General features: G+C 62.5%; 19 protein-coding genes and 4 pseudogenes. 10 read left to right on the forward strand and 13 right to left on the reverse strand.

Annotated elements, in window-relative coordinates:
* From X771_RS01000000165300 to X771_RS142095, 5 genes and pseudogenes are all read right to left on the reverse strand, one after another.
* Positions 1–1,263: pseudogene (locus X771_RS01000000165300) on the reverse strand (TCP-1/cpn60 chaperonin family protein); the annotation flags it as partial.
* A 63-nt stretch (positions 1,264–1,326) separates the two neighbouring features.
* A pseudogene (locus X771_RS1000000168315) lies at positions 1,327–1,398 on the reverse strand (co-chaperone GroES); the annotation flags it as partial.
* A gap of 4 nt (positions 1,399–1,402) precedes the next feature.
* Positions 1,403–1,711: a co-chaperone GroES gene (locus tag X771_RS142100; RefSeq protein WP_031196736.1), complete on the reverse strand. Its 309-nt coding sequence runs from the start codon at positions 1,709–1,711 to the stop codon at positions 1,403–1,405.
* Positions 1,673–1,773: pseudogene (locus X771_RS1000000167220) on the reverse strand (co-chaperone GroES); the annotation flags it as partial. The gene X771_RS142100 and the pseudogene X771_RS1000000167220, both read right to left, overlap by 39 nt.
* A gap of 185 nt (positions 1,774–1,958) precedes the next feature.
* The gene (locus tag X771_RS142095; protein ID WP_023689544.1) at positions 1,959–2,756 is read right to left on the reverse strand and encodes a methyltransferase domain-containing protein; all 798 of its coding nucleotides are present in this window, start codon (positions 2,754–2,756) and stop codon (positions 1,959–1,961) included.
* A gap of 82 nt (positions 2,757–2,838) precedes the next feature.
* Here X771_RS142095 and X771_RS142090 point away from each other — a divergent pair, with 82 nt between their 5' ends.
* A complete protein-coding gene (locus X771_RS142090) occupies positions 2,839–3,708 on the forward strand; it encodes a hypothetical protein (protein WP_023689545.1) in 870 nt (289 codons plus the stop codon).
* Here X771_RS142090 and X771_RS142085 read toward each other — a convergent pair.
* Entirely contained in the window at positions 3,705–4,331 is a 627-nt protein-coding gene (locus X771_RS142085; RefSeq protein ID WP_023682986.1) for a TetR family transcriptional regulator, read from the reverse strand. The genes X771_RS142090 and X771_RS142085 overlap by 4 nt on opposite strands.
* A gap of 170 nt (positions 4,332–4,501) precedes the next feature.
* Here X771_RS142085 and X771_RS1000000169910 point away from each other — a divergent pair, with 170 nt between their 5' ends.
* Positions 4,502–5,800: an MFS transporter gene (locus tag X771_RS1000000169910; protein WP_023689546.1), complete on the forward strand. Its 1,299-nt coding sequence runs from the start codon at positions 4,502–4,504 to the stop codon at positions 5,798–5,800.
* 41 nt (positions 5,801–5,841) lie between these two features.
* Entirely contained in the window at positions 5,842–6,777 is a 936-nt protein-coding gene (locus tag X771_RS142080; protein WP_023689547.1) for a helix-turn-helix domain-containing GNAT family N-acetyltransferase, read from the forward strand.
* Positions 6,778–6,783: 6 nt separating this feature from the next.
* Here X771_RS142080 and X771_RS142075 read toward each other — a convergent pair whose 3' ends face one another.
* Entirely contained in the window at positions 6,784–7,614 is an 831-nt protein-coding gene (locus X771_RS142075; protein ID WP_023689548.1) for an AraC family transcriptional regulator, read from the reverse strand.
* Positions 7,615–7,742: 128 nt separating this feature from the next.
* Here X771_RS142075 and X771_RS1000000169365 point away from each other — a divergent pair.
* The 5 genes and pseudogenes from X771_RS1000000169365 to X771_RS142055 all read left to right on the forward strand — a co-directional run.
* Positions 7,743–7,939 (forward strand): annotated as a pseudogene (locus X771_RS1000000169365) (iron chelate uptake ABC transporter family permease subunit); the annotation flags it as partial.
* A 138-nt stretch (positions 7,940–8,077) separates the two neighbouring features.
* Positions 8,078–8,548 carry a MarR family transcriptional regulator gene (locus X771_RS142070; RefSeq protein ID WP_031203001.1) on the forward strand — a complete coding sequence of 157 codons (471 nt, stop codon included), beginning with the start codon at positions 8,078–8,080 and terminating at the stop codon, positions 8,546–8,548.
* Entirely contained in the window at positions 8,545–9,762 is a 1,218-nt protein-coding gene (locus tag X771_RS142065; RefSeq protein WP_023689551.1) for an HlyD family secretion protein, read from the forward strand. The genes X771_RS142070 and X771_RS142065 overlap by 4 nt, the downstream gene beginning before the upstream one ends.
* Positions 9,763–10,111: 349 nt before the next feature.
* Positions 10,112–11,647, forward strand: coding sequence for a DHA2 family efflux MFS transporter permease subunit (locus tag X771_RS142060; protein WP_023671527.1), 1,536 nt, complete (start codon positions 10,112–10,114; stop codon positions 11,645–11,647).
* A 334-nt stretch (positions 11,648–11,981) separates the two neighbouring features.
* Positions 11,982–14,600: an EAL domain-containing protein gene (locus tag X771_RS142055; protein ID WP_023689552.1), complete on the forward strand. Its 2,619-nt coding sequence runs from the start codon at positions 11,982–11,984 to the stop codon at positions 14,598–14,600.
* A gap of 29 nt (positions 14,601–14,629) precedes the next feature.
* Here the strand turns inward: X771_RS142055 and X771_RS142050 are convergent, their stop codons facing one another.
* The 4 genes from X771_RS142050 to X771_RS142035 all read right to left on the reverse strand — a co-directional run bounded on the left by X771_RS142050 (position 14,630) and on the right by X771_RS142035 (position 20,152).
* Positions 14,630–15,166, reverse strand: coding sequence for a CAP domain-containing protein (locus tag X771_RS142050; RefSeq protein WP_023730457.1), 537 nt, complete (start codon positions 15,164–15,166; stop codon positions 14,630–14,632).
* Positions 15,167–15,305: 139 nt separating this feature from the next.
* Positions 15,306–15,938, reverse strand: coding sequence for a LysE family translocator (locus tag X771_RS142045; protein ID WP_031203003.1), 633 nt, complete (start codon positions 15,936–15,938; stop codon positions 15,306–15,308).
* A 155-nt stretch (positions 15,939–16,093) separates the two neighbouring features.
* Positions 16,094–18,067, reverse strand: coding sequence for a pilus assembly protein (locus X771_RS142040; RefSeq protein WP_023689555.1), 1,974 nt, complete (start codon positions 18,065–18,067; stop codon positions 16,094–16,096).
* Positions 18,068–18,262: 195 nt separating this feature from the next.
* Entirely contained in the window at positions 18,263–20,152 is a 1,890-nt protein-coding gene (locus tag X771_RS142035; protein WP_023671532.1) for a pilus assembly protein, read from the reverse strand.
* 334 nt (positions 20,153–20,486) lie between these two features.
* Between X771_RS142035 and X771_RS142030 the strand changes: the two genes are divergently transcribed.
* Positions 20,487–21,347: a TIGR01459 family HAD-type hydrolase gene (locus tag X771_RS142030; RefSeq protein WP_023671533.1), complete on the forward strand. Its 861-nt coding sequence runs from the start codon at positions 20,487–20,489 to the stop codon at positions 21,345–21,347.
* A 9-nt stretch (positions 21,348–21,356) separates the two neighbouring features.
* Positions 21,357–22,340 carry a bifunctional riboflavin kinase/FAD synthetase gene (locus tag X771_RS142025; protein ID WP_023689556.1) on the forward strand — a complete coding sequence of 328 codons (984 nt, stop codon included), beginning with the start codon at positions 21,357–21,359 and terminating at the stop codon, positions 22,338–22,340.
* Between the two features lie 29 nt (positions 22,341–22,369).
* Here X771_RS142025 and X771_RS142020 read toward each other — a convergent pair whose 3' ends face one another.
* Together X771_RS142020 and X771_RS1000000169370 are read right to left on the reverse strand one after the other, a co-directional pair.
* Positions 22,370–22,924, reverse strand: a complete 555-nt coding sequence (locus X771_RS142020; RefSeq protein ID WP_023671535.1) for an HdeD family acid-resistance protein — start codon at positions 22,922–22,924, stop codon at positions 22,370–22,372.
* A 128-nt stretch (positions 22,925–23,052) separates the two neighbouring features.
* Complete coding sequence (locus X771_RS1000000169370; RefSeq protein ID WP_023689557.1) at positions 23,053–23,250, reverse strand: hypothetical protein; 198 nt, start codon at positions 23,248–23,250, stop codon at positions 23,053–23,055.
* Positions 23,251–23,428 lie beyond the last annotated feature (178 nt).

Raw genomic sequence — 23,428 nt, forward strand, 5'->3', positions numbered from 1 at the left:
CGCGAGCTTCGCCAGACGTTCCTGCAGCTTCTCCTTGTCGTAGTCCGACGTGGTCTCTTCGATCTGCTGCTTGATCTGGGCAACGCGGCCCTGGATCTCGGCCTTCTTGCCGGCGCCGTCGACGATGGTGGTGTTCTCCTTGGAGATCGACACCTTCTTGGCGCGGCCGAGCATGTTGAGGCCGACATTCTCGAGCTTGATGCCGAGGTCTTCCGAAATGACCTGGCCACCGGTGAGGATGGCGATGTCTTCCAGCATGGCCTTGCGGCGATCACCGAAGCCCGGCGCCTTGACGGCGGCGATCTTCAGGCCGCCGCGCAGCTTGTTGACGACCAGCGTGGCCAGAGCCTCGCCTTCGACGTCTTCCGAGATGATGAGAAGCGGCTTGGAGGTCTGCACGACGGCTTCGAGAACCGGCAGCATGGCCTGGAGGTTGGACAGCTTCTTCTCGTGCAGGAGGATGTAGACGTCCTCGAGCTCGGCAACCATCTTGTCGGCGTTGGTGACGAAGTAGGGCGAGAGATAGCCGCGGTCGAACTGCATGCCTTCGACGACTTCCAGCTCGGTCTCGGCGGTCTTGGCTTCNGCGAGAGATAGCCGCGGTCGAACTGCATGCCTTCGACGACTTCCAGCTCGGTCTCGGCGGTCTTGGCTTCCTCAACCGTGATGACGCCTTCATTGCCGACCTTCTGCATCGCTTCGGCGATCATGGCGCCGACCGACTCGTCGCCATTGGCCGAGATCGTGCCGACCTGGGCAACTTCCTCGGAGGTCTTGATCTTCTTGGCAGCCTTGCCGAGAGCCGCAACGACTTCGGTGACGGCCAGATCGATGCCGCGCTTCAGATCCATCGGGTTCATGCCGGCGGCAACGGCCTTGTGGCCTTCCTGGACGATCGACTGCGCCAGAACGGTCGCGGTCGTGGTGCCGTCGCCGGCGATGTCGTTGGTCTTCGAAGCAACTTCGCGGACCATCTGCGCGCCCATGTTTTCGAACTTGTCTTCAAGCTCGATTTCCTTGGCGACGGTGACGCCGTCCTTGGTGATGCGCGGTGCGCCGAACGACTTGTCGATGACGACGTTGCGGCCNCTTGGCGACGGTGACGCCGTCCTTGGTGATGCGCGGTGCGCCGAACGACTTGTCGATGACGACGTTGCGGCCTTTGGGGCCGAGCGTGACCTTCACTGCGTCGGCGAGGATGTTGACGCCGCGCAGCATGCGCTCGCGGGCGTCGCGGGAGAATTTTACGTCTTTAGCAGCCATTTTTTAGCTCCTGGCAGGGGGCTTGCGATCAAGCCCGAAATTAGTTGACGGTGAGGCCGATGATCAGCCGATGATGCCCATAATGTCGGATTCCTTCATGATCAGAAGGTCTTCGCCATTGAGCTTGACTTCGGTGCNATCAGCCGATGATGCCCATAATGTCGGATTCCTTCATGATCAGAAGGTCTTCGCCATTGAGCTTGACTTCGGTGCCCGACCACTTGCCGAACAGGATGCGGTCGCCGGCCTTGACGTCCAGCGGGACCAGCTTGCCGGCTTCGTCGCGAGCGCCGGAGCCGACGGCGATGATCTCGCCTTCCTGCGGCTTTTCCTTCGCCGTATCCGGGATGATGATCCCGCCGGCGGTCTTGGATTCGGATTCGACCCGGCGTACGACCACGCGGTCATNGCCGTATCCGGGATGATGATCCCGCCGGCGGTCTTGGATTCGGATTCGACCCGGCGTACGACCACGCGGTCATGAAGCGGGCGGAACTTCGACTTTGCCATTTTTTCTTCCTCGAATGAGAACGGTGAGAGCTGTTCCTCGATCCGGCGGTGCCGGATGTGCGTTAGCACTCACCTGGGGAGAGTGCTAACGTGGCGCTGAAATAAGCGCGTGGCTTTCGAGAGTCAAGGCGAACGGTGAGCACAATTGTGCCAATTGGAGCCGTGCCGCGATCCGACGGCAGACCCTACCGGCGCCGCGGCGATTTAAGCACCAGAAGCGGACAGCGTTCAGCCAGCCCATAGGTCCCTGTCGGCGCGAGGCGGACACTGTCAAAAAACCGGCTCGCCTCTTCGACCAGCGTCGCCGCCGGGGCGAAACTGTAGACAGTCTGCGAATTCGCATAGACATCGATGGTGCCGATGACCGGCATCTCCCATCCGGTCGTCGCGGCAAGGGCCTCCCGGTCGGCAAACAGCGCATCGAAGGCGTCGAGGATCGCCCGCACCGGAATGGCGCGGTCGGGATCGCCGCCGGCACAAGCCATGGCAATGCGCCATTTGAGTTCGTGGAAGGTCGCGACACCACCGGACAGCGTCAGCGCCCGGACCTCCTGCAGATCGTCCGGCACCTGAGGGCTTGCATAGGCGCGCAATGCAGCCCGCCCATCGGACTTCAGCACACGCGCGATCTCGGCAAGCAGCGCCTGCCGTGCAACCGAGGAGTCCAGCGCCGACAGGCAGCCGTCGCCGATCACCGCCCCGGCGCTTTCGTCGCCCAGCGGCAACTCCAGCCAGTTGCCGATCACCGCCTTGCGCGAGGCGGTATCGCCCGGCCAGATGCCCGATATCATGGCAGTGGACTCGTCGATCGCGAGCATGGTCCTTCCGAGGCCGGCAAGCTCCGGCGTGACCCCGAGCAGCACCACATCGACTGATTGCAGGCTAAGTTCGCGCTCATAGGCGGCGACAGCTTCCGGGGGCGGACACAGCGGCGACCCGAGAAGCCGCCAATGACGGCGAATTGCGTCCCAATGCTCAGTCATGCGGAACGGTTTGGGGAAAGGCTGGACATATTTCCTTCCAGGCTGTTGGTTGCCTTGCGAGTTACCTCATGCAGGAAAGGCCATGGCCCGCATTGCCGTCATAACGCATGAATTTGACCGCTTCCAGAGCCGGCGGGGCCTCCTGCTGCGCCAGGACAGCCCCTACATGCTGTTCGACGTCCTGGCGGAGTTGAAACGGCGCGGTCACTCCGTGCAGATCATGCGTGGACCCTCGGCAAGTCATAACGCCGATATTGCCGTCCTGCATGTCGACGCGACAGTGACGCCATCGGACTATGTCGACTACGCGCGCGGATTTCCGATTTGTCTCAATCTTGGTGCAACCGACATTTCCAAGCGCCGCATCAGCGGTGCTATCCTCGAGGAGGGTGCCAACTGGAGCGGCCAGGTCATCGTCAAGAGCAACCTCAATCATTGGGGGACGCCCGAGGAGCAGCTCAACCGAAAATCCGTTCGGGCCGGCAAGGCAGTGCCTTTCCCGGGCGCGCAGACCTTCGACCGCTATCAGGTGCATGCCTCGCTGGCCGATGTGGCGCCGGAGATTTTCAGGCGTGCCGACCTGATCGTGGAAAAATTCATTCCCGAAATCGAGCCCGACGGGTTTGCGGCGCGGTTCTGGATATTCTGCGGCGATCGGGAGCGCTGCACCCGCTATGTCTCGCCGCAGCGCCTGGTCAAGGGCGACGACACCATCCGCCGGGAGCCGGTTGCGGTTCCCGACGAATTGCGCGCCTTGCGTCGGAAGCTGGGCTTCGACTATGGCAAATTCGACTTTGTCGTGCATGAGGGCAGGGCCGTGCTGCTCGATGCCAACAAGACCCCAGGTCGCGCCAGGAACCTGTCGAAGATCGTTGCCGCCGGCACCGCCAACCTGGCCGACGGCTTCGAAAACCTCATCCACCAGACCGGACGGGGTCGAATCGGGCGCTAGAGAAACAACCCCAGCTGCGTATGGATGATCGACCGGTAGTCCTCGATGGTGTGGCGGCTTTCCTCCTGGTTCTGGGTCAGCGCCATGCGCACGACGCCGCCGGCCAGTTGGAAGATCAGGAAAACCATACGGCCGAACTCATTGCGTCGCTCTGGCGCGAGAAAGGGGCCGACATGGTCGCAGAACATCGTCGCCTGGCGCCGGGTTTCGGCGATGTCGAGATTCTTCAGCGCCTTGTCAGCCTGGATGGCGTTTTGCAGGTCCTGAATGGCGGGGTCGCCGGCGACGCGCTCATAGTAGTCGTCGAGCAGCCGGTCGGCCGCAGCGATAACGTCGCTCAGCCCGCCGACGTCGGCAACGATCGCGGCAAGCCGGGCGCGGCTCACTTCGGAGAATCGCTCGTAGAGCATCGCCAGGATCGCCGACTTGTTGGGGAAGTAATGATAGACGGTGGCGATCGGCCCGCCGGCCTGTGCGCCGACTTCCTTCATGGTGACGGCGTCGATGCCTTTCTCGCCGATCAGCCGCATGGTCGTCGACAGGATGGCGTCGATGCGCTCGCGGCTGCGCTCCTGTTTGGGCCTGCGCCTCGGTTCGGTCGTCATCTGCACTGCTTCGTTCATGCCGCCATCCTCTCGATCGCCCAGACCATTCGATCGCCAAGACCATCCCCAGCCTTGTTGGTGCCAAGTCCCGCTACTGATTGACAAACGAATATGATCGAGTATCAGTTTCTAAATGCTGACAGACTGTCAGTTTTTTTGCCGTCAGGCAAGGACGTTGGGAGGCGACCGTGACTTCTGCTGGTAACGCGGATGCCGGGAACGGCGACTGGCTGGTCGGCAACCCCACTGGGGCGCAACTCGCCTCGGCATTGTGGATCGGCTCGGTCGGCCTGCTCATTCTCGGGCTGCAGCCGGTGCTTCTCGGCGCGCTCTACACCGAAGGGCATGTCAGCGGTGACGAACTCGCGCTGGTCGCCACGGCGGAGATGATCGCCATCGGCATCGGATCGGCGGCCATCGCCATGATGCTGTCCGCCCACAATATGCGCTTGAAAAGTGCCGTCCTTCTGCTCTTGCTGGCGCTGGCGAACGGGGCGACCGCCTATGCGCTGACCTCGACCTCGCTGATTGCCGCCCGCGCGGTGGCAGGCCTCGCCGAGGGTGGGCTGGTGGCGGTCGCCACGGAACTGATCGCCCGTTCACGCCGGGCCGAGCGCATCGGCGGCTTCTTCGTCACCCTTCAGACCCTGGCGCAATGCGCGCTGGCGCTTTTGCTGGCCCTCTACATCATCCCGGCCGCCGGATCGGCAGGCGGCTTCATCGTCCTTGCCGTCGTCTGCATCGCTTCGGTGGCGGTCGCCTTCATCGTCCCCGATAGCTATGCCGACCTGCCCAAGGAGGAACAGTTCAGCAATGTGCTGACCGTTCCTTCGCTTGCCGCTTTGCTGTGCGTCTTCTGCTACTTTATGTTCTTCGGCTCGGTCTGGGCGTTTCTCGAGCCGCTTGGCGCACAATACGGCATCGATGGCCGCAGCGTCGGCCTGATCGTCTCGGCCAGCCTCGCATTGCAGGTGCTGGGCGCAATGACGGCTACCGTCTTCGAGGCGCGCATCGATTACCGCTTCGCCATCGTGGCGATCGGCGTGGTCGCCGTCGCCAGTTCCGTGATGCTCGCCGGCAGCCCCGGCCTGACGGTTTTCTGGGTCGCGGCCTTGATCATGGGCTTCATCCTTCTGTTCATCGTGCCCTATCAGATCCGGCTGGCGATCACCGCCGACGAGACGCGCACGGCCGTGCTTCTGGTGCCGGCGGCCCAGCTTTTCGGTCTGGCGATCGGCCCGGTCGCNCGACGAGACGCGCACGGCCGTGCTTCTGGTGCCGGCGGCCCAGCTTTTCGGTCTGGCGATCGGCCCGGTCGCGGCATCGCTGCTGATCGACGGCAAGGATTTTCGGCCGGTGCCGGAATTTGCCGCCGCCAGTGCTGCGGCCAGCGTCGTGCTGCTCGGCCTGTTCGTCCTGATCGCACGGCGCCGCCGCGCCATCGCCTGAGACACGACCGGGGGAGCATCTCCTCGATACTTGACTAAGTCAAATAAATGACCGATCGTTGATGGGCAGGAGGCTTCCCATGACGATCCATCATCAACCCGGCAAGGAGCGCATCGACGCGGTGCGGGCTTTCGCCCGCTTCTACACCCGCCAGATAGGTCTGCTCGACGAAGGCCTGCTGAAAAGCGCCTTCTCGCTGACCGAGGCGCGGGTGCTCTACGAACTGGCGCATCGCGATGGCCTGACCGCCAGCGATCTCATCCGCGATCTCGGCCTCGACGCCGGTTATGTCAGCCGGCTCCTGAAGAAGTTCGAGCACCTGCAGCTGATTGCGCGCGCGCCGCTGGCGTCGGATGCGCGGCAGTCGTCGATCACGCTGACGCCGGTGGGGCGGCAGGCCTTCGCGCCGCTGAACCGGGCTTCGCACGACCAGGTCGCGGCCTTGCTGGAGCGGCTTCCTGCTGCCGAACAGGACCGGCTGGTCAAGGCCATGCAGACGGTGCAGCAACTCCTGGGCGACAGCCCGGAGTCCAAAGTGCCGTATATGCTGCGCCCCTTGCAGGTCGGCGACATCGGCTGGGTGGTGCGCCGCCAAGGACAGATCTACGCACAGGACTATGGCTGGGACGAAACCTACGAGGCGCTGGTCGCCGAAATCCTCGGCGCCTTCGTAAAATCCTTCGATCCAGAATGGGAACGCAGCTGGATTGCCGAACGGCAAGGGGAGGTGGTCGGCTCGGTCTTCGTCGTGCGCAAGTCCGACGCGGTGGCGAAGCTGCGCCTGCTCTATGTCGAACCATCGGCGCGCGGCCTCGGCATCGGCAAGCGGCTGGTTCAGGAGTGCATCGGCTTTGCTCGTGCCAGGGGCTACAAGACGCTGACCCTGTGGACCAACGACATCCTGACCGCCGCCCGCCACATCTACGAGAGTGCCGGCTTCAGGCTGGTGGACGAAGAGCGCCATCACGCCTTCGGCAAGGATCTGGTCGGCCAGAACTGGAACCTGGAGCTGTAGCGGCGTTCAGGCCACCGGGACCCATATCTCCAGCCCGCCATTGCCGCTGCGCGGATCGAACTCCGGGCCGTAGCGCTCGAATTCGGGGCCGTCGGCTATATCGTGCCCCGAGGCCGGCAGCCATTTGTTCCAGATCGTGTTGACGGTGCGGCGGATGGTGGAGATGTGCTCGGCATGGGTGAACACGGCGTATTTCTGCGCCGGCACCCGCACCCGCGAAAGCTCCTTCGGCAGGTCCGAGAAATCCGAAACTTCGACCCCGGCGATATAGTCGAAATTGCCGGCATCGTCGCCATTGACGCAGACGCCATAGGCGACGTCGCCGGTCTCGCCCGGGATGTTGCCGATATAGGGCCCAAAGCGTTGCCACTGCATCGGAATGGCCGCGCTGGCTTCGCAGCTGTAGCGCTCGCCGAGGCCGGCAATGAGGAAGGGACGGCCGGTCTCGAAGCGCGGCGGCGGCAGTGAGGCGAGGAAGGACTGGTCCATCATGATCGGCTCCACAAGGTCGAGATTGCTGAGGCTGCCCTGCGCGCGCACCAGTTCCGGCGTCGTGCCGAACTGATCGCGGAAGGCGCGGGTGAAGGCTTCGTGCGAGGCGTAGCCGGCATCGAGCGCGACCGCGAGGATGTCGGGCGCGCCGGAAGCCAGCTTGCGCGCCGCTTCGGTCAGCCGGCGCGCGCGCATATAGCCCATCACCGAACGGCCGGTGGCGGCGCCAAAGGCGCGCGTCACATGAAAGCGCGAGACGCCGCTGCTTTGCGCGACATCCTCAAGCGAGATCGCTTCCGGCAAATGGCTCTCGACAAACCACAGCGCTTTCTCGGTCGGGTTCATGAGTCTCCTCGCATTTGGCCACACCATGCTGCCGGCTTTTTGCGAGGCCAGTTTGATCGAAATTGCGCCTGTCGTAAAATCGAAGGCGCTGGTCGACTGTGGCAGGTCACCATCGTGGAAAGCCGCTGCTGGGCGGGCTCGGCCTGGCTCGCTGGGACAATATCCGGGCGCGCTGGGTGCGGGCACCATCCTTGCCTATGCCCTGTGGAACCACCGCCGGCTCGATGCCTTCCCCGCCGGCGAAAATGCCGCCGAAAGCCTAGGTGTGCCGGTGGCGAGGACGCGCAAGACGACCTTTCTCCTCGCGGCGTTCTCGACGGCAATTCACGTCATGGTCGGGAGGTCATCCGCAACCGTCATTGCCTGTGCCGTGACCGCATCTGCATGGCTGCCATCCCTCTTTTTCGGCTCTGGCGCAATGCGGCGCCTTGAATGGTAAGCACGCTTATAATATATACCGCTCATGGTTTCCGACGGCATAGATAGATTGGGCTTTTTGATCCACGACGTGCAGCGCCTTATGCGCAAGCGCTTCGAGGCGCGCGCCCGCGGACTTGGCCTTTCCTCGGCACAATGGCGGCTTCTGGTTCGCGTTGCCAAGGAGGCGGGCGTCGCCCAGGCTCGCCTCGCCGAACTCCTCGAAATCGAGCCGATCAGCGTTTCACGCCTCGTCGACCGGATGGAGGAGGGCGGCTGGATCGAACGGCGCTCCGATGCAACTGACCGGCGCGTGCGCATGATCTTCCCGACAGCCAAGGCGAACGCGGCCTATGCCGAGGTCAAAAGCCTTGCCGGCGAAGTTTATGAGGAATCGCTGGTCGGCGTTTCGCCGGACGACCGCCGCGTCCTGATCCGGGCGCTGGACACCATCGTGCAAAACCTGGCGGACGGCGAGACGTCGTCCTTGAAGAGTACGGAAGGGGCAGCAGCATGAACGCGGCAGCCAAACTAGACGAGAATGTTACCAAGATCGAGACTCCGGCACAGCCGGCTGCCGAAGCGCCTGCACAGCCGGCTGCCGAAGCGCCTGCACAGCCGGCCGCAGCACCTGTCGCGGTGGCTCCCCCGGTTCAACCCGCTCCGGCTCCGGTCAAGAAGCGCCGCATCGGCCGCTTGCTGCTGATGGTCGCCCTGCCGGCCGCGCTGGCCATTGGTGGCGGTTATGTCTGGGTGACCGGCGGCCGCTATCAGGAAACCGAGAACGCCAATTTGCAGCAGGCCAAGGTGTCGATCGCCTCGGACACCGCCGGCCGCATCGTTCAGGTCGGCATCTCGGACAATCAGCAGGTCAAGCAGGGCGATGTGCTGTTTGCCATCGACCCCGAGCCCTACCGGATTGCATTGGCCCAGGCCGACGCGGCGGTCGCAGTCGCACGCGTCGGAATCGAACAGCTGCGCGCCGCCTACAGCCAGGCGCTGGCGCAGGAAAAGTCCGATGCCAGCCAGGTCGACTACGCGCAGTCGCAGTATGACCGCGCCGCCGACCTTGCCCAGAAGGGCATCAACGCCAAATCGTCGCTGGACGAGGCCAAGAACGATCTCGACAAGGCCAGGCAGCAACTGGCCGTTGCCGAGCAAGGCATCATCAGCGCCAAGGCGGCTCTCGCCGGCAATCCCGATATCGAGACCTACAAGCATCCGACGGTGATGGCCGCACTCGCCGCGCGCGACAAGGCCGCCTACGATCTGGCGCAGACCACGGTCAAGGCGCCGGCCGACGGCGTCATCAGCCAGGCCTCCTCGTTCAAGGTCGGCCAGTATGTCGGTTCCGGCACGCCGCTGTTTGCGTTGGTCGAGACCGGCGACACCTGGATCGATGCCAATTTCAAGGAAACCCAGCTTACCCACATGAAGCCTGGCCAGAAGGCCGAGATCGTCGTCGATACCTATCCGGGCAGAACTTTCGAGGCCACCGTCAAGGCGATCGGCGCCGGCACCGGCGCGGAGTTTTCGCTGCTGCCAGCTCAAAACGCGACCGGCAACTGGGTCAAGGTCACGCAGCGCATTCCGGTGCGCCTGGAGCTGACCGATGCCGACGCCAAAATGGCGCTGCGCACCGGCATGAGCGCCTCGGTTACGGTGGATACCGGCGTTGCCCGCGGCTTCCCCGCTATCTTCGGCCACGCCACCGCAGGCGAAGCACAATAGACTGTGAATGGACCGTGATCTCGAAAAGCAGGAACACGGCCCGGCAGAACGCCCGCCGCAGGCGAGGTGAAGTTGAGATGACAGGATCGGTCCGACGGCAGGTTGAACGAGGGGTGGATTGGACCGGGCCGCATCGCGGCCTGCCCAGAACCTGGACCATCTCGGCGCCCATCCTTCGGACCTTGGATTTCCGGGCGGCAAGCGCCTGATGTGTCGAGACCTTCGATCGATGTAACCCCCACATCGATAGATCGCGTCCCACCGCGATGAGGGTCTCTTCACCAGAGAAGGCCTCGCCGCCCGGAAACCTAATGTACACGTTTTTGTTACCTGTCGGAAGTTCCGCATCATGACCACACCAGAACCTTTCAAGGAAGTGCCGCATCGCGGCCTGATCACCGTGGCGCTGATGCTGGCGACGGTCATGCAGGCGCTCGACACCACGATTGCCAATGTCGCGCTGCCGACCATGACCGGCGACCTCGGCGCGTCGCCCGACAACATCAACTGGGTGTTGACCTCCTACATCGTTGCCGCCGCGATCATGACGCCGGTGACCGGCTGGCTGGCCGACCGCTTCGGCCGCAAGGAACTGTTCCTGGCGGCGGTTGTCGGCTTCACCGTGTTCTCGATGCTGTGCGGCATTGCCTGGAGCTTGGAGAGCATAGTGTTCTTCCGGCTGATGCAGGGCGTGTTCGGCGCAGCCATCGTGCCGCTGTCGCAGACCTTCCTGCTCGACATCAACCCCAGGGAACGCCACGGCCAGGCGATGGCCATCTGGGGCGCCGGCATCATGCTGGGGCCGATCCTGGGTCCGACGCTGGGCGGTTGGCTGACCGAGAATTTCAACTGGCGCTGGGTGTTCTTCATCAATTTGCCGGTCGGCATCATCGCCTTCCTCGGCATGGCAGCCTATTTGCCGGTCGTTGCCCGGCGGATCCGCAGCTTCGATTTCTTCGGTTTCGCCATGATTTCGCTCGGCGTCGGCGCGCTGCAGCTGCTGCTCGACCGCGGCGGCGAGGTCGACTGGTTTTCCTCGGTCGAAATCTGGATCGAGCTTGCTCTTTCGATCACCGGCTTCTGGGTTTTCATCATCCATACACTGACGGCGGAACGTCCTTTCATCGACCCCAAGATCTTCCTCGACCGCAATTTCGTCACCGGTCTGGCTTTCATCTTCGTCATGGGCGTGCTGATCCTGGCCTCGATGTCGCTGCTGCCGCCAATGCTGTCGACCATCTTCGGCTATCCGACCGTCACCATCGGCGTCGTCCTGGGGCCGCGCGGTGTCGGCACGATGATTTCGATGCTTGTCGTTGGACGGCTCATGAGCAGAATCGACGCCCGCATCCTCGTCGTCATCGGCTTTCTGCTCACCGCGCAGTCGCTCTACACCATGTCCTCCTTCACGCCGCAGATGGACAATTGGCTGATCCTCAGCTCCGGCGTCATCCAGGGTCTGGGCATGGGCATGGTGTTCGTGCCGCTGTCCACGGTGGCCTTCGCCACGCTCGACGTGCGCTTCCGCACCGACGCCACGGCCCTGTTCAGCCTGGTTCGAAATCTCGGTTCGTCGATCGGTGTGTCGGTGGTGACGGTTCTCATGGTGCGCAACACGCAGGTCAATCACACCGAACTGTCGGCTTTCATCAACCCGTTCAACCCCAATTTGTGGGCGGCCTCGCCGGCGGCAGCAGGCGGCGATCCGACGGCACTTTCGCAGGTGGACCGCATGGTCAACATCCAGGCGATGATGATCTCCTACGTCAACGACTTCAAACTGCTGATGGTGATGACGCTGGTTGCCATTCCGTTTGTCTTCCTGCTGCGCAAGCCGAAGACCGCTCCGGCCGGCGCGGCCGCTCCTGCCGCGCATATGGATTGAGGCGGGCGCCGGTAGCGCTGGCAGCAAGCTGGTTGCCCCTGATGATTGTTGCTCGGATGATCGTCAAAACCCCGCGTGTGCAAAAGAATATCGATAATGAGCCGTTGGAAGTTGATTTGAAATGACATTTGCACCTTTGGTATCTGGTTGCTGACGCCTCCAATTCCGTTACAGTTCATCTTGAATTAGCACATCTGTAACATTGTCAGTCGACTTTCGTCTGGCACGACAGAGGCCCTTTCTTGTTTCAGGTGCCAAACCGGAGGAGGTCTGTTTGGTCACGAAGTCATCCAGAAGATCCGTCGGGGCGCGCGGGCCGGTGGGCGTAGCCGCATTGGCAAGACTGGCTGACGTTTCCTACGATACGCTCGAGGGAGAACTTCGCACGACCATTGCGGGTCTCGAAGGGCAGACCCTGCGCTTCGAGACTGCGATCGAGAATATTTCGCAAGGCATCTGCTTTTTCGATGCCGATGAACGGCTGATCCTGAGCAACCGGCGCTATGCGGAAATCTACCGCATTGCGCCCGAGGAATTGCGGCCTGGCGTGACACTGAGCGAAATAGTCGAACGCCGCGTCGCCGCCGGCACGGCGGCGACGGCCGCCGACACCTATCTCGCAACGGCTCGCTCGATCAATTCGGGCAAGGCTTCGCGGCTCTGGACCGCCAAACTTGTCGATGGTCGCACAATCCAGATCCGTAACCAGCCCATGCCCGATGGCAGTTGGATCGCCACGCATGAGGACATCACTGAACTCCTCGCCAATCGGCAGATCGTCGACGAGCGCATTTCGCTGCAGGCGCTGATCGACTGGGTGCCCGATTATCTCTGGGTCAAGGATACGCAAAGCCGTTTCGTCGTGGTCAACAGCGCCCTTGCGACCGATAGCGGCCGCAACAAGACCAGCGACATGATCGGTTTGACCGATTTTGATCTCCACCCCCCGGAAGTTGCGCGGAAATTTCGCCTGGTCGAGCAGCGCCTGCTCAAGAGCGGACAACCAGTGATCGACGCGGAAGAGTTTGTCGTCGATGCGTCGGGGAGCGGCAAATGGCTTTCGTCGACGAAGGTGCCGTTGCGCAATCGCCAAAATGAAATCTTCGGCCTGGTTGGCATTGCCCACGACATCACCGCCCGCAAGCAGGCGGATGTCCTTCGCAGCGGGCAGGCGCAGATCCTCGAAATGATTGCCACGAGCGCGCCGCTGGAGGACGTGCTCGACCGCCTCATGCGCTTCGTCGAGGCTCAGTTGAAGGGGATATTCGGTTCCGTCCTGCTGCTCGACAAGGACGGCGTTCATTTGCGTCACGGTGCGGCGCCGGGCCTGGCGAAAGCCTATACGAGCGCCATCGATGGGGCGGCCATCGGTCCCAAGGTGGGATCCTGCGGAACCGCCATCTACCGGCGGGAACCGGTCATTGTTACCGATATTCTGCAGGATCCGCTTTGGGACGATTACCGCGAACTGGCGGCAGCCCATGGCTATCGTTCGTGCTGGTCAACCCCGATCCTGTCGCATCGGGGCGTCGTGTTGGGCGCCTTTGCCATGTATTCGATGACCGTGCGCGAACCCACCCATGCCGAGACCCGCCTGATCGAATTCACCACACACATTGCCGGCATCGCGATCGAGCGCAAATTGGCGGAAGACCAGATCCACTTCATGGCCAACCATGATGCGCTGACCGGCCTGCCCAATCGCGCTTTGCTGGAGGATCGGCTTTCCCAGGCGGTCCTCTACGCGCAGCGATACAATCGCTGGATGACGGTGGTGTTCATCGATCTCGACAATTTCAAACTGGTGAACGATACGTTTGGCCACAATGCCGGCGACGAACTCCTCAAGACCGTCGCCAGCCGTTTGGTTGGATGCGTGAAGGCCACCGACACCGTCGTGCGGCTTGGCGGCGACGAATTTGTCATCGTCCTGTTCGACCAAACCACCAATGTCGATGTGGTCTCGGAAACCCTGCAGACGATCAGGGATGCGATCGCGGAACCGGTTCTTGTCGGAGAGCATCGGCTGAGAACGACGGCCAGCATCGGCATCGCAAATTACCCGAAGGACGGGACCAGCCCGGATACGCTGTTGGCCAATGCCGACGCCGCCATGTATCGCGCCAAGGAATTCGGCCGCGACAATTTCCAGTTCTATGCCCCGGAGTTCAACTCAACGGCACATGAAAAATTCCTGCTTCAGGAGGAATTGCGAAACGCGCTCGCCCGGTCGGAATTCGCTCTGCATTATCAGCCACAGGTGGATCTGCGATCGGGGCAGGTTTTCGCCGTCGAAGCGCTGGTGCGCTGGAACCACCCGACGCGAGGCCTGGTTTCGCCGGCGATGTTCATCCCGACCGCCGAGGAGACCGGGCTGATCGTGCCGCTCGGCGACTGGATCCTGCACGAAGCCTGCCGGCAGAACAAAGCCTGGCAGCGCGCCGGTCTGTCGCCCGTAACCGTCTGCGTCAACGTGTCGGCGCGGCAGTTCCGGGAGAAGAACCTGATCGACCGCGTCGTCAACGCATTGAAGGAAAGCGGCCTGGAGGCGAGGTATCTCGAGCTCGAAGTGACGGAAAGCCTGATCATGCAGGATTTCGAGCTGGCGGTCGCAACGATGAACGGACTGCAAAAGCTCGGCGTGCAGATATCGATCGACGATTTCGGAACAGGCTATTCCAGTCTCAGCGCCCTCAAGACGTTTCCGGTGGCGCGGCTGAAGATCGACAAGTCCTTCATCAACGATCTCGCGACCGACGAGAACGATCAGGCGGTCACTGGCGCCGTGATTTCCCTGGGGCAGAAGTTGAACCTTCGGGTGCTGGCCGAAGGTGTCGAAACGGAAGACCAGGTCGCCTTCCTGCGCAAGAACAATTGTGACGAGGTGCAGGGCAATTATTTCAGCGAACCCCTGTCGGCTGGGGATATCGGCGAGCTGATCGCGAAAGGCTGACGGCTGGCTCGCGCCGTAACCGCTGGCTGCTATTTTCCGAGCACCAGGCTCCAGTAGCGGATGGCGCTGTCGCGTCCGTCGCGTACATAGGCGAGGCCGAAGCGGCTGAAATCCGGATCGAGCATGTTGCGGCGGTGGCCAGCCGAATGCATCCATATGTCGAACAGTTTCTGCTGGTCGAAGCGGCCCTCGGCGATGTTCTCGGCGGCGGCGCCCCGCACGCCATTGTCCTTCATCCGCGACGCGAAATCCTTTCCCCAGCCCGTCGTGTGGCTCATGCGTTCGCGTGAGGCCATATAGCCGGCCTGCTGCCGAGCGGCCTGCTCGAGCTGGGCGTCCGGCACCAGCGCCGGCAGTCCGGCCGAAGCTCGGATGCCGGCCAGCGTCGCGGTGGCCGAGGACGACACACCGGCGCCTTCGCCGGTCGGCACCGAGACCGTGCTGCAAGCAGCGAGGCCGGCCATGGCTGCAAGGCCGATCAGCAGCAGGCGCCTGTTTGGTTTTGGACTTGCTGCGCCAGAGCGGGTTTGCGCGAGCGGGTGATTGGTGCTGCAGATCATTGTCATGCGAGCTGACTTAGCGGCGATCATGGCTTTTGCCGGGCAGGGCCGCGAAAATCTCAATCGCTGGCCTCCGTGCGGGTTCGGCCGATCGATTCGAATGGGAAGGTCGGCGGCCGATGTAGTCTCGGCGCGTTGCCTCCGATCAGCGTTGCGCGTCGGTCGCCATTTTAAGCGCCAGCCCGGCAAGCACCGTGCCCATCATCCAGCGCTGGATGACCATCCATAGCGGCCGTCCGGCAAGGAAGGTCGCGATCGAACCGGCCGTTACCGCGATGATGGCATTGACGGTCAGGCTGATCGAGATCTGCGTGGCGCCGAGCACCAGAAGCTGCGACAGCACATGGCCCTTGCCCAGCGAGATGAACTGCGGCAGCAGCGACAGATAAAGCACCGCCACCTTGGGGTTGAGGAGATTGGTCATCACGCCCATCGCGAACAGCTTGCGCGGCCTGTCCTTCGGCAGTTCGCGCACCTGGAATGGTGAGCGCCCGCCGGGTCGCACCGCTTGCCAGGCGAGCCATAGCAGATAGAGCGCGCCGGCAATGCGCAGTGCGTCATAGGCAAACGGCACGGCAAGCAGCAGCGCGGTGATGCCCAGCGCAGCCGATACGACATAGAACAGAAAGCCGGCCGCCACGCCGCCGAGCGAGATCAGCCCGGCCTTGGGGCCTTGCGACAGCGAGCGCGAGATCAGGTAGATCATGTTCGGCCCGGGCGTCAGCAACATGCCCAGGCAGACCAGCGCGAAGGCGAGATGGTTGGCGGTTTCGGGCACGGGCAATCTCCGGGAGGCGGTGACGATACCGAGCACGCGTTTTGACTCACCGCAAGAGCATGATGGCCGGAGACTTTGCGCCAGCGTCGAAAAATGTCGAAAGCGGCGAAGCCGTCAATTTCCCCCGCAAGGGGGAAGATCAGCAGCTTCAACCCTCAGCTCACCACGCGCAGGTTCGAGAGCTCGTTTGCGATTTCCTTGAAATTGTCAGACAGCGTGGCGCCGGTCGCGTTCCAGAACAGTTTTGCAGGCTTGCTCGGGTCGGTCGGATCCTTGCGGAAGCGCGAGTCCGACGAGCACGTCTTCAGTGCCTCCATCGCGCTCTTGTCGCCGGCGTCGGTCGTCGACATGTCGAGCGCCACCGTCATCACCATGATGTTGGCCGCCTTGGCGTTGTTGCACAGCGTCGCCATCTGCTCGTTGAGCGCGGCGGTGTAGTTGCTCGACGAATAGTTGAGCTGGCCGATGGCGCTCGACGTGCCGCCGAACAGGCGGGTGACCGCAGTGCCGTTGTAGCCGACGCCGGTATAGCCATAGCCGGCATAGGTCGACTTGTTGCCGGCGGGGTCGGAACTCACCGTCGAATAGGTGTTCTCGCCGTCGGTGAGCACGATGACCACCTTGTCATTGCCTCGTTCCGTCTCAGGACGTCCTCCTGTGAAAGGCTCCGTGCTGGAGACGGTGCGCCAGCCCCAGGCCATGCCTTCCGGCACATTGGTGTTGCCGTTGGGCGCCATCAGGTCGATTGCTGCCTTGATCTTGGTCAGCCCGGCGGCGTTGGCGACGTCGGTCAGCGGTGTGATCGGCGTGGTGGTGCAGCTGTAATTCGGACCTGCACCCGTCCCCAGCACCGGAGCATTGATCGGCCGTGGCTGGAAATACTTGGCCATGTTGGACTGCCTGGTCTTGCCGGTGGTGCTCGCCGGATCGTCGTTCCACCAGCTGTTGGCTGCGCCATAGGTCTTGGGGGCCACCTCGTCGGGGTCCTGCGTTATGTACCAATGATTGCCCGGCTCATCCGGCGCAAACATCGGCACGAACATGGTCGCGGGATCGCCGACGCCGGTGCCGGTGTTGTTCGGTCCGCCGGAGGCCGGCGCGTCGTTGACATTATAGGGATAGGGCCGCACTTCGACGCAGCCCTGCCAGCTGGCGAACGGTCCGTATGTGTCGTTGTAGTCGTATTCGTTGTGGCTGTCCGAGCATGTATGATTGGCGCGATATTTGTCGCAGACCACGCGTTTGCTGCCGACGATGCGCTCGTGGCTGGTGACCACCTTCATGTCGCGGTAGAGCGAGAAGCGGGTCAGCATCTGCCCCTCCTGCTCACCCCAGCCAGTGCCTTTCTTGTACCAGATGCCGCCGATCTTCTGGGCATATTTGTCGGCTGCGTTAAGCGTGGACCAGGCGAAATTCTCATTGTGGATGGGCGACAGCCCGTAGGCGTCGATCCACGACGCGTTGTCGTTGCTGGCGCCGACATTGACCGAGGCGGCGAACGGCACAAGGCTGAACTGGACCGGCTTGTCGATCTGCTTGATCATCGCGGCCTGCAAGGCAAGCGTGTCGACGAGCTGCTTGGCGGCTTGCTTGAGAAGGTCGATGCGCTTTTGTCCGGCACCCGTGCCCGTGTTCGACATCGACCCCGAATTGTCGAGCACCATGGCCACTTCCAGCGTGTTCTTCAGCCGGACTTGCGAACACACGGAGTAGGTGACGTTTTCCGACGTCCTGCCGATCAGCATCGCCGCTGCCGGCAGGAAATAGGGCTTGTAGACCAGGCTGGCGCACAGCTTGACGATGCCGCCGCCGGTCGTGCTGCTGGGCAGCGTAACGCTGAGCGTCGTGTCGGCGGGATCGACGTCGTTGAGGTTTGCCTTGAAGAAGTCGAGCGCATAGGCCCGCAACTGGTCGTCGGTGGCGCCTTCCACCAGCCGGCGCGCGGTGGCGAAGTTGGCGGCGTCGAGTGCGTTGACCACCCTCTGCTTCTCGCTGACCACGCCGGTGTAGTCGACAGCCATTGCCACGCCGCCCATCAGTGGCACCATCGCCACAACGGTCATCAGAGCGTAATTGCCGCGGCGGTCACGCCAAAAGTCACGCCGGAATGTGCGCCAGAGTTCACGCATGTGATGTAAGCGGCCCCGCCTGCGGATTCTTCAATGCCGCCACAGTTTCACAAAACGTTGAAGGACGGGTTGGGGAAACTGCTCGATTGCGCGGTTAGCGCTTCACCAGGCGCTAACCAAATGCACGGACACGTGAGCAACGCCGCAACAAAACGCCTCGCGAGGCGGAGCGCCTTGTTCGAAAGATCGCGCCGATCAGCTGACGATGCGCAGGTTCGACAGTTCGTCGGCGATTTCCTTGAAACTTTGCGACAAGGTGGCGCCGGTCGCGTTCCAGTACAGCTTCGCCGGCTTGCTCGGGTCGGTCGGATCCTTGCGGAAGCGCGAATCCGAGGAGCATTTCTTGAGCGCGTCTATGGCAGTCTTTTCCGCCGGCTTGGTGGTAACCAGGTCAAGCGAGACCGTCATCAAGAGAATGTTCGAATTCTTCGCATTGGTGCAAAGCGTTTGCATCTGCTGGTCAAGCGCGGTTGTGTAGTTGGCCGCCGTATAAGTTGTCTTGGCGACGGTGGTGTTGACGAACAGGCGGGTCGCAGGCTCGACTGGCTTCGGAAAATTAGGGCCGGTGTAGCCGTAGGCGGCGTAGGTCGATCCATTCTTGGCGTAGTTGCTGGTCATGTCGTTGCTAGGGCCGATGCTATAGGTGTTTGCGCCGTCGGTCAGGACGATGACCACTTTGTCGTTGCCTCTTTCGGTGTTCGGCCGGCCTTGCGTAAAAGGCTCGTTGCTCGACACCGTCCGCCAGCCCCAGGCCAGCCCTTCCGGCACGTTGGTGTTGCCCGTCGGGGCCATGGCATTGATGGCATCCGTCAGGATTTTCTTGCCATCGGTGGTGGTTATGTCCTGCAACGGCGTGATCGCGGCGGTCGTGCATGCCGAATTGGGTCCATCATCGGCCGCAGCGGCTGCTGCGTCCCAGGGCTTTGTCAGAAAATACTTTCGCATATCCGCTTGGCGTTTGGGGACAGTCAGCGTGTCGGAATAATCGATCCACCAATTGTTCGCGTAACCCCACGTCGATGTGCTGGTGCGAGTTGTGTCGGTCCAGAAATTGCCAGCTTCGTCCGGCGCGAACATCGGCACGAACATGGTGGCGGGCGTGCCCGTGGTCGGCGATGTGTCGTCGTCATTATAGGGATACGGCCTCGCCTCCACGCAGCCCTTCCAGGCTTCGTATTTGGCGACGACGGAGGTCTTGCAAGTGCCGTTCGGGTTTTTCGTCGTACAGGTCGTTGCCATCATGTCCTGATAGAGAGTGAAACGCGTCATCTCCTTGTCTTTGTCAGTGCCCCAGCCCGTGCCGCGCTGGTAGTAAACGCTGCCTACTTTTTCGATCCATTTGGTGGCATTTGCCGCCGCTGTCATCGTCGACCAATCGAAGTTCTGATGATGGATCGGGGAAATGCCGGTCGTGTCCAGCCACGTCGGCAATGGAGCCGGGGGGATCGGAGCGCCGACATTGACCGACGCAGAAAACGGGACCAGCGAGAACTGCACCGGCCTGGTGACCTGCCTCATTTGTGCGGCTTGGAGCGCCATCGTGTTGACAAGCTCGGTAGCGGCCTTCTTGAGCAAATCTATTCGTGGCTGGCCGGTGCCGGAGCCGTTGATGCTCATGGAGCCGGAATTGTCGAGCACGAGAGACACTTCCAGCGTGTTTTTGAGGCGGATCTCCGAGCATGCCGACGTTGTGACGTCGGCGGCGGTTCTTCCGATCATCATGGCCGCTGCCGGCAGGAAATAGGGGTGGTACGTCAATTCGGCGCACAGCTTCAGCGTGCCACCACCTGCGTTGTTGTTGGGCAGCGTCACCGTCAGCGCCGTATCGGCCGGACTGACGGCTCTGAGATTGGCTTCGAAGAAATCCTTCGCATAGGCCTTGGATGCCGTGTCGGTCGCCCCGGTGACGATCTGCTGTGCCGTGGCAATTCCGGCGGCATCCAGCGCGTTCAGCATGTTCTGTTTTTGGCGCAGGAGGTCGGTGTAGTCGATGGCAATCGCCAGCGCGCCCATCAAGGGCACCATGGTGATCACTGTCATCAAGGCATAGTTGCCGCGTCTGTCGTTCAGAAATCTGCGGATCATGCCTTCAGCACCCCTGCCAGGACCCAATATCGGTCCGAAGATGCCCACAAATCGTTAAATTTCAGGTTGCTGAAATGCGTTCAACATAGGCCCATCTTTTCAAGGCTCGTTAACCACTCGGCCCTGGTGATCAGCGGTGCGACATTGTTTCGATCAACCGAAGCTCGGAGAAGGGTGGTTCCTGCCTGTGCAACCTTCGATCAGCCCGTTGCGCAACAGCCTGGCAAGTGCCGAAAAGCTGGTGACAGGATGAAACGCTTCGGTTAATGCGGGGCCGGTTGCGGCGGACCGTCGGCTGCAGCTCTAGCAATGATCGTCACAGCAGGTAAACGGCATGGCGGATTCGCCTGATATCATCGGCTCGCTCGCGGATTTGTCGGGCGCCTACTCGGCCATCCTGTGCGATGTCTGGGGCGTGATCCACAATGGCGAATGGCATTTTCCGGCGGCTGCCGAAGCGCTTGCCGCCGCGCGTGCGGCGAAGGTCCCGGTCGTCCTGATCACCAACTCGCCGCGCCGCAATGCCGATGTGGTGGCGCAGATGAATGCGATCGGCGTTCCCGCCGCCGCCTACGACCGCGTCGTGACCTCAGGCGATGTGACCCGCGACCTTATCGCCGAAGGCCCACGAAAAATCTTCCATATCGGCGCCGACCGCGATTTCACCCTCTATGACGGTCTGGACGTCGAGCTCGTCGAGGAGTTCGAGGCCTCCGGCGCGGTCTGCACCGGGCTGTTCGACGACGAGGTGGAAACGCCTGAGGATTACGCCGATCTGCTGCGCCGGCTGCGCGCCAGGAACCTGCCTTTCATCTGCGCCAATCCCGACATCGTGGTCGAACGCGGCGAGCGCATGATCTGGTGCGCCGGCGCCTTGGCGCGCGACTATGCCCAGCTTGGCGGCCGCACGCTGATCGCCGGAAAACCTTATGCGCCGGTCTATGACGTAGCGCTGCGGGAGGTTGCCGTGCTTCTCGGCCGAGACGTCGCGCGCACCGAGGTGCTGGCCATCGGCGACGGCATGATGACCGACGTCAAGGGCGCCGCCGACAACGGCATCGACGTGCTTTACGTCTCGGGCGGCATTCACGCGCGCGACTATGGCGATCCCATGCAGCCGGACCCCGCCAGGCTTGCAGCCTTTCTGCAAAAGCACGGCTACCGGCCGGTCGCCGTCATTCCGAGACTGCGGTAGGGTTGCTGCATGAGCGCAGCTTTCGAACACATTTCAGCAACCGCGCCGCTGCCGCCGCATTTGCGCGGCGGCGTGGTGGCGATCGGCAATTTCGACGGCGTCCATCGCGGCCACCAGGCGGTGCTCGATCGCGCGCTTGCCGAAGCCGGGCGGCGCGGCGTGCCGGCGCTGGTGCTGACCTTCGAGCCGCATCCGCGCAAGGTGTTCAGGCCCGATATGCCGCTGTTCGTATTGACGCCGCCGCCGATGAAGGCGCGGCTGCTGTCGCATCTGGGCTTTGCCGCACTCGTCGAACAGCCGTTCACGCGCGCCTTTGCCGGCCTGTCGGCCGAGGCTTTCGTGACCGATGTGCTGGAGACGAACCTCGGCATCACCCATGCCGTCACCGGCTTCGATTTCCACTTCGGCAAGGACCGGCAGGGCGGTCCTGCGTTTCTGATGGCGGCAGGCGAACGCCATGGTTTCGGCGTCACCCTGGTCGACGCCTTTCGCGACGAGGGCGCCGAGGTGGTGTCGTCGAGCCGTATCCGCGAGCTGCTCTGCGAGGGAGAGGTCACCGAGGCCGCAGGCCTGCTCGGCTACCGCTTCACCGTCGAAAGCGAAGTGATCGGCGGCCAGCAGCTAGGCCGCACGCTCGGCTTCCCGACAGCCAACATGAGGCTTTCGCTGGAAACGACTCTGAAGGAAGGGATTTATGCCGTCCGCTTTCGCCGCGGCGACGGCACGCTCTATGATGGTGTCGCCAGCTTCGGGCGTCGCCCGACTGTCGACGACAATGGCGCGCCGCTGCTCGAAACCTTCGTCTTCGACTTTGCCGGCGATCTCTATGGTGAGATCTGCGACGTATCGTTCTTCGGCTTTTTGCGCCCCGAGGTGAAGTTCGATGGGCTCGATGCGCTGGTGGCACAAATGAAGCGCGACGAGGCGGAGGCGCGCGCGCTGCTGGCCGGCGTCAGGCCGCTTTCGGATCTGGACGGCGCCATCGCTTTTTGAGCCTTCCGGCCGCTTACCTCTTCAAGCCCCTACTTCTTCAACGCCAGTCCGAGAGCGATGAAGCTCCAGCCCTGGAAGATCAGGTCGATGGCCAGGAACAGGCCGAGCACCCACAGGCTGTTGACCGGCCAGCCCATGGCGATGGTCAGCCCCGCCAGCACGCTGATCAGGCCCGCCGCGACGACCCAGCCCCAGCCCTTTTCCGGTCGGTGGCTATAGCCGACCCAGGCCCTGAGCGCGCCTGAAGCGACCAGCGCCACCGCCAGCAGCAAGGTCAGCACCGTCGAGGCCAGAAGCGGATTGTCGAAGGCAAAGAAACCGGCAACGGCATAAAGTAGACCGCTGAGCAGCCAATAGAAGAAGCGACTCCAGGTCTTCACGCCGAAGGCATGCACGATCTCGATGATGCCGGCCATCAGCATCAGCCAGCCCACGACATAGACCGAGGCGACGGTGGCGATGAACAGATTGCCGAAGGCAATGCCGCCGAAGATGAGCAGCAGCACGCCGAGCGCGACGAACCACCCCCATTTGTCCCGTGTCCGGCCGATCGCATCTTTCAGGGTATCACCGTGCAGGGTCATGGCTGCATCTCCTCGAAATCGCCTGGCACCTTGCCGGGAGGTTAGCCCCGGCTGTAGCGGACGTCCAGCCGATGGCGACGGCTAGCAAACAAACAAAGCGTCGGTGGCTTGAGGTTCGCGCGTACGTGTCAATTTATGGCAGCCCACCCAGTCACAAGGACGAGGACAAGCGTGACGATCGCTCCAGAGACGTAGACGATCGTTCTGACACTGCCACCCTTGGCGGCATTGCCGCCGCGTAGGTAAACCCCCAGGTGAAGCAGGCGTATCGCCACATGAACCCAGACAATGGTCGCCAACGTGGCCGACCCAACGCCAACCATCATGGCCAGCACCGCCGGGACGACAAAAGGCGCCAGCGCCTCGACCGTCGGCCGGGATCACCGGACCGGAAAGCGCTCCGGCAAATCCCTTGGACGAACCCGAGTAAACCGCCAGTGCGACTGACAAAAGACAGAGGATCAGTACACCGAGGATGCTTAGCCAATAGGGTTCCATAATTGT

The organism is Mesorhizobium sp. LSJC269B00, from assembly GCF_000502815.1.
Taxonomy (GTDB): Bacteria; Pseudomonadota; Alphaproteobacteria; order Rhizobiales; family Rhizobiaceae; genus Mesorhizobium.

Excerpts from the sequence above, each read along its gene's own strand:
- X771_RS142090 (WP_023689545.1), top strand. The coding sequence starts at position 2,839 with ATGGCCCGCATTGCCGTCATAACGCATGAATTTGACCGCTTCCAGAGC.
- X771_RS142020 (WP_023671535.1), bottom strand. The coding sequence starts at position 22,924 with ATGACCCTGCACGGTGATACCCTGAAAGATGCGATCGGCCGGACACGG.
- X771_RS142065 (WP_023689551.1), top strand. The coding sequence starts at position 8,545 with ATGAACGCGGCAGCCAAACTAGACGAGAATGTTACCAAGATCGAGACT.
- X771_RS142070 (WP_031203001.1), top strand. The coding sequence starts at position 8,078 with ATGGTTTCCGACGGCATAGATAGATTGGGCTTTTTGATCCACGACGTG.
- X771_RS142075 (WP_023689548.1), bottom strand. The coding sequence starts at position 7,614 with ATGAACCCGACCGAGAAAGCGCTGTGGTTTGTCGAGAGCCATTTGCCG.
- X771_RS142025 (WP_023689556.1), top strand. The coding sequence starts at position 21,357 with ATGAGCGCAGCTTTCGAACACATTTCAGCAACCGCGCCGCTGCCGCCG.
- X771_RS142050 (WP_023730457.1), bottom strand. The coding sequence starts at position 15,166 with ATGACAATGATCTGCAGCACCAATCACCCGCTCGCGCAAACCCGCTCT.
- X771_RS142040 (WP_023689555.1), bottom strand. The coding sequence starts at position 18,067 with ATGCGTGAACTCTGGCGCACATTCCGGCGTGACTTTTGGCGTGACCGC.
- X771_RS142095 (WP_023689544.1), bottom strand. The coding sequence starts at position 2,756 with ATGACTGAGCATTGGGACGCAATTCGCCGTCATTGGCGGCTTCTCGGG.
- X771_RS142080 (WP_023689547.1), top strand. The coding sequence starts at position 5,842 with ATGACGATCCATCATCAACCCGGCAAGGAGCGCATCGACGCGGTGCGG.
- X771_RS142060 (WP_023671527.1), top strand. The coding sequence starts at position 10,112 with ATGACCACACCAGAACCTTTCAAGGAAGTGCCGCATCGCGGCCTGATC.
- X771_RS142085 (WP_023682986.1), bottom strand. The coding sequence starts at position 4,331 with ATGAACGAAGCAGTGCAGATGACGACCGAACCGAGGCGCAGGCCCAAA.
- X771_RS142030 (WP_023671533.1), top strand. The coding sequence starts at position 20,487 with ATGGCGGATTCGCCTGATATCATCGGCTCGCTCGCGGATTTGTCGGGC.
- X771_RS1000000169370 (WP_023689557.1), bottom strand. The coding sequence starts at position 23,250 with ATGATGGTTGGCGTTGGGTCGGCCACGTTGGCGACCATTGTCTGGGTT.
- X771_RS142035 (WP_023671532.1), bottom strand. The coding sequence starts at position 20,152 with ATGATCCGCAGATTTCTGAACGACAGACGCGGCAACTATGCCTTGATG.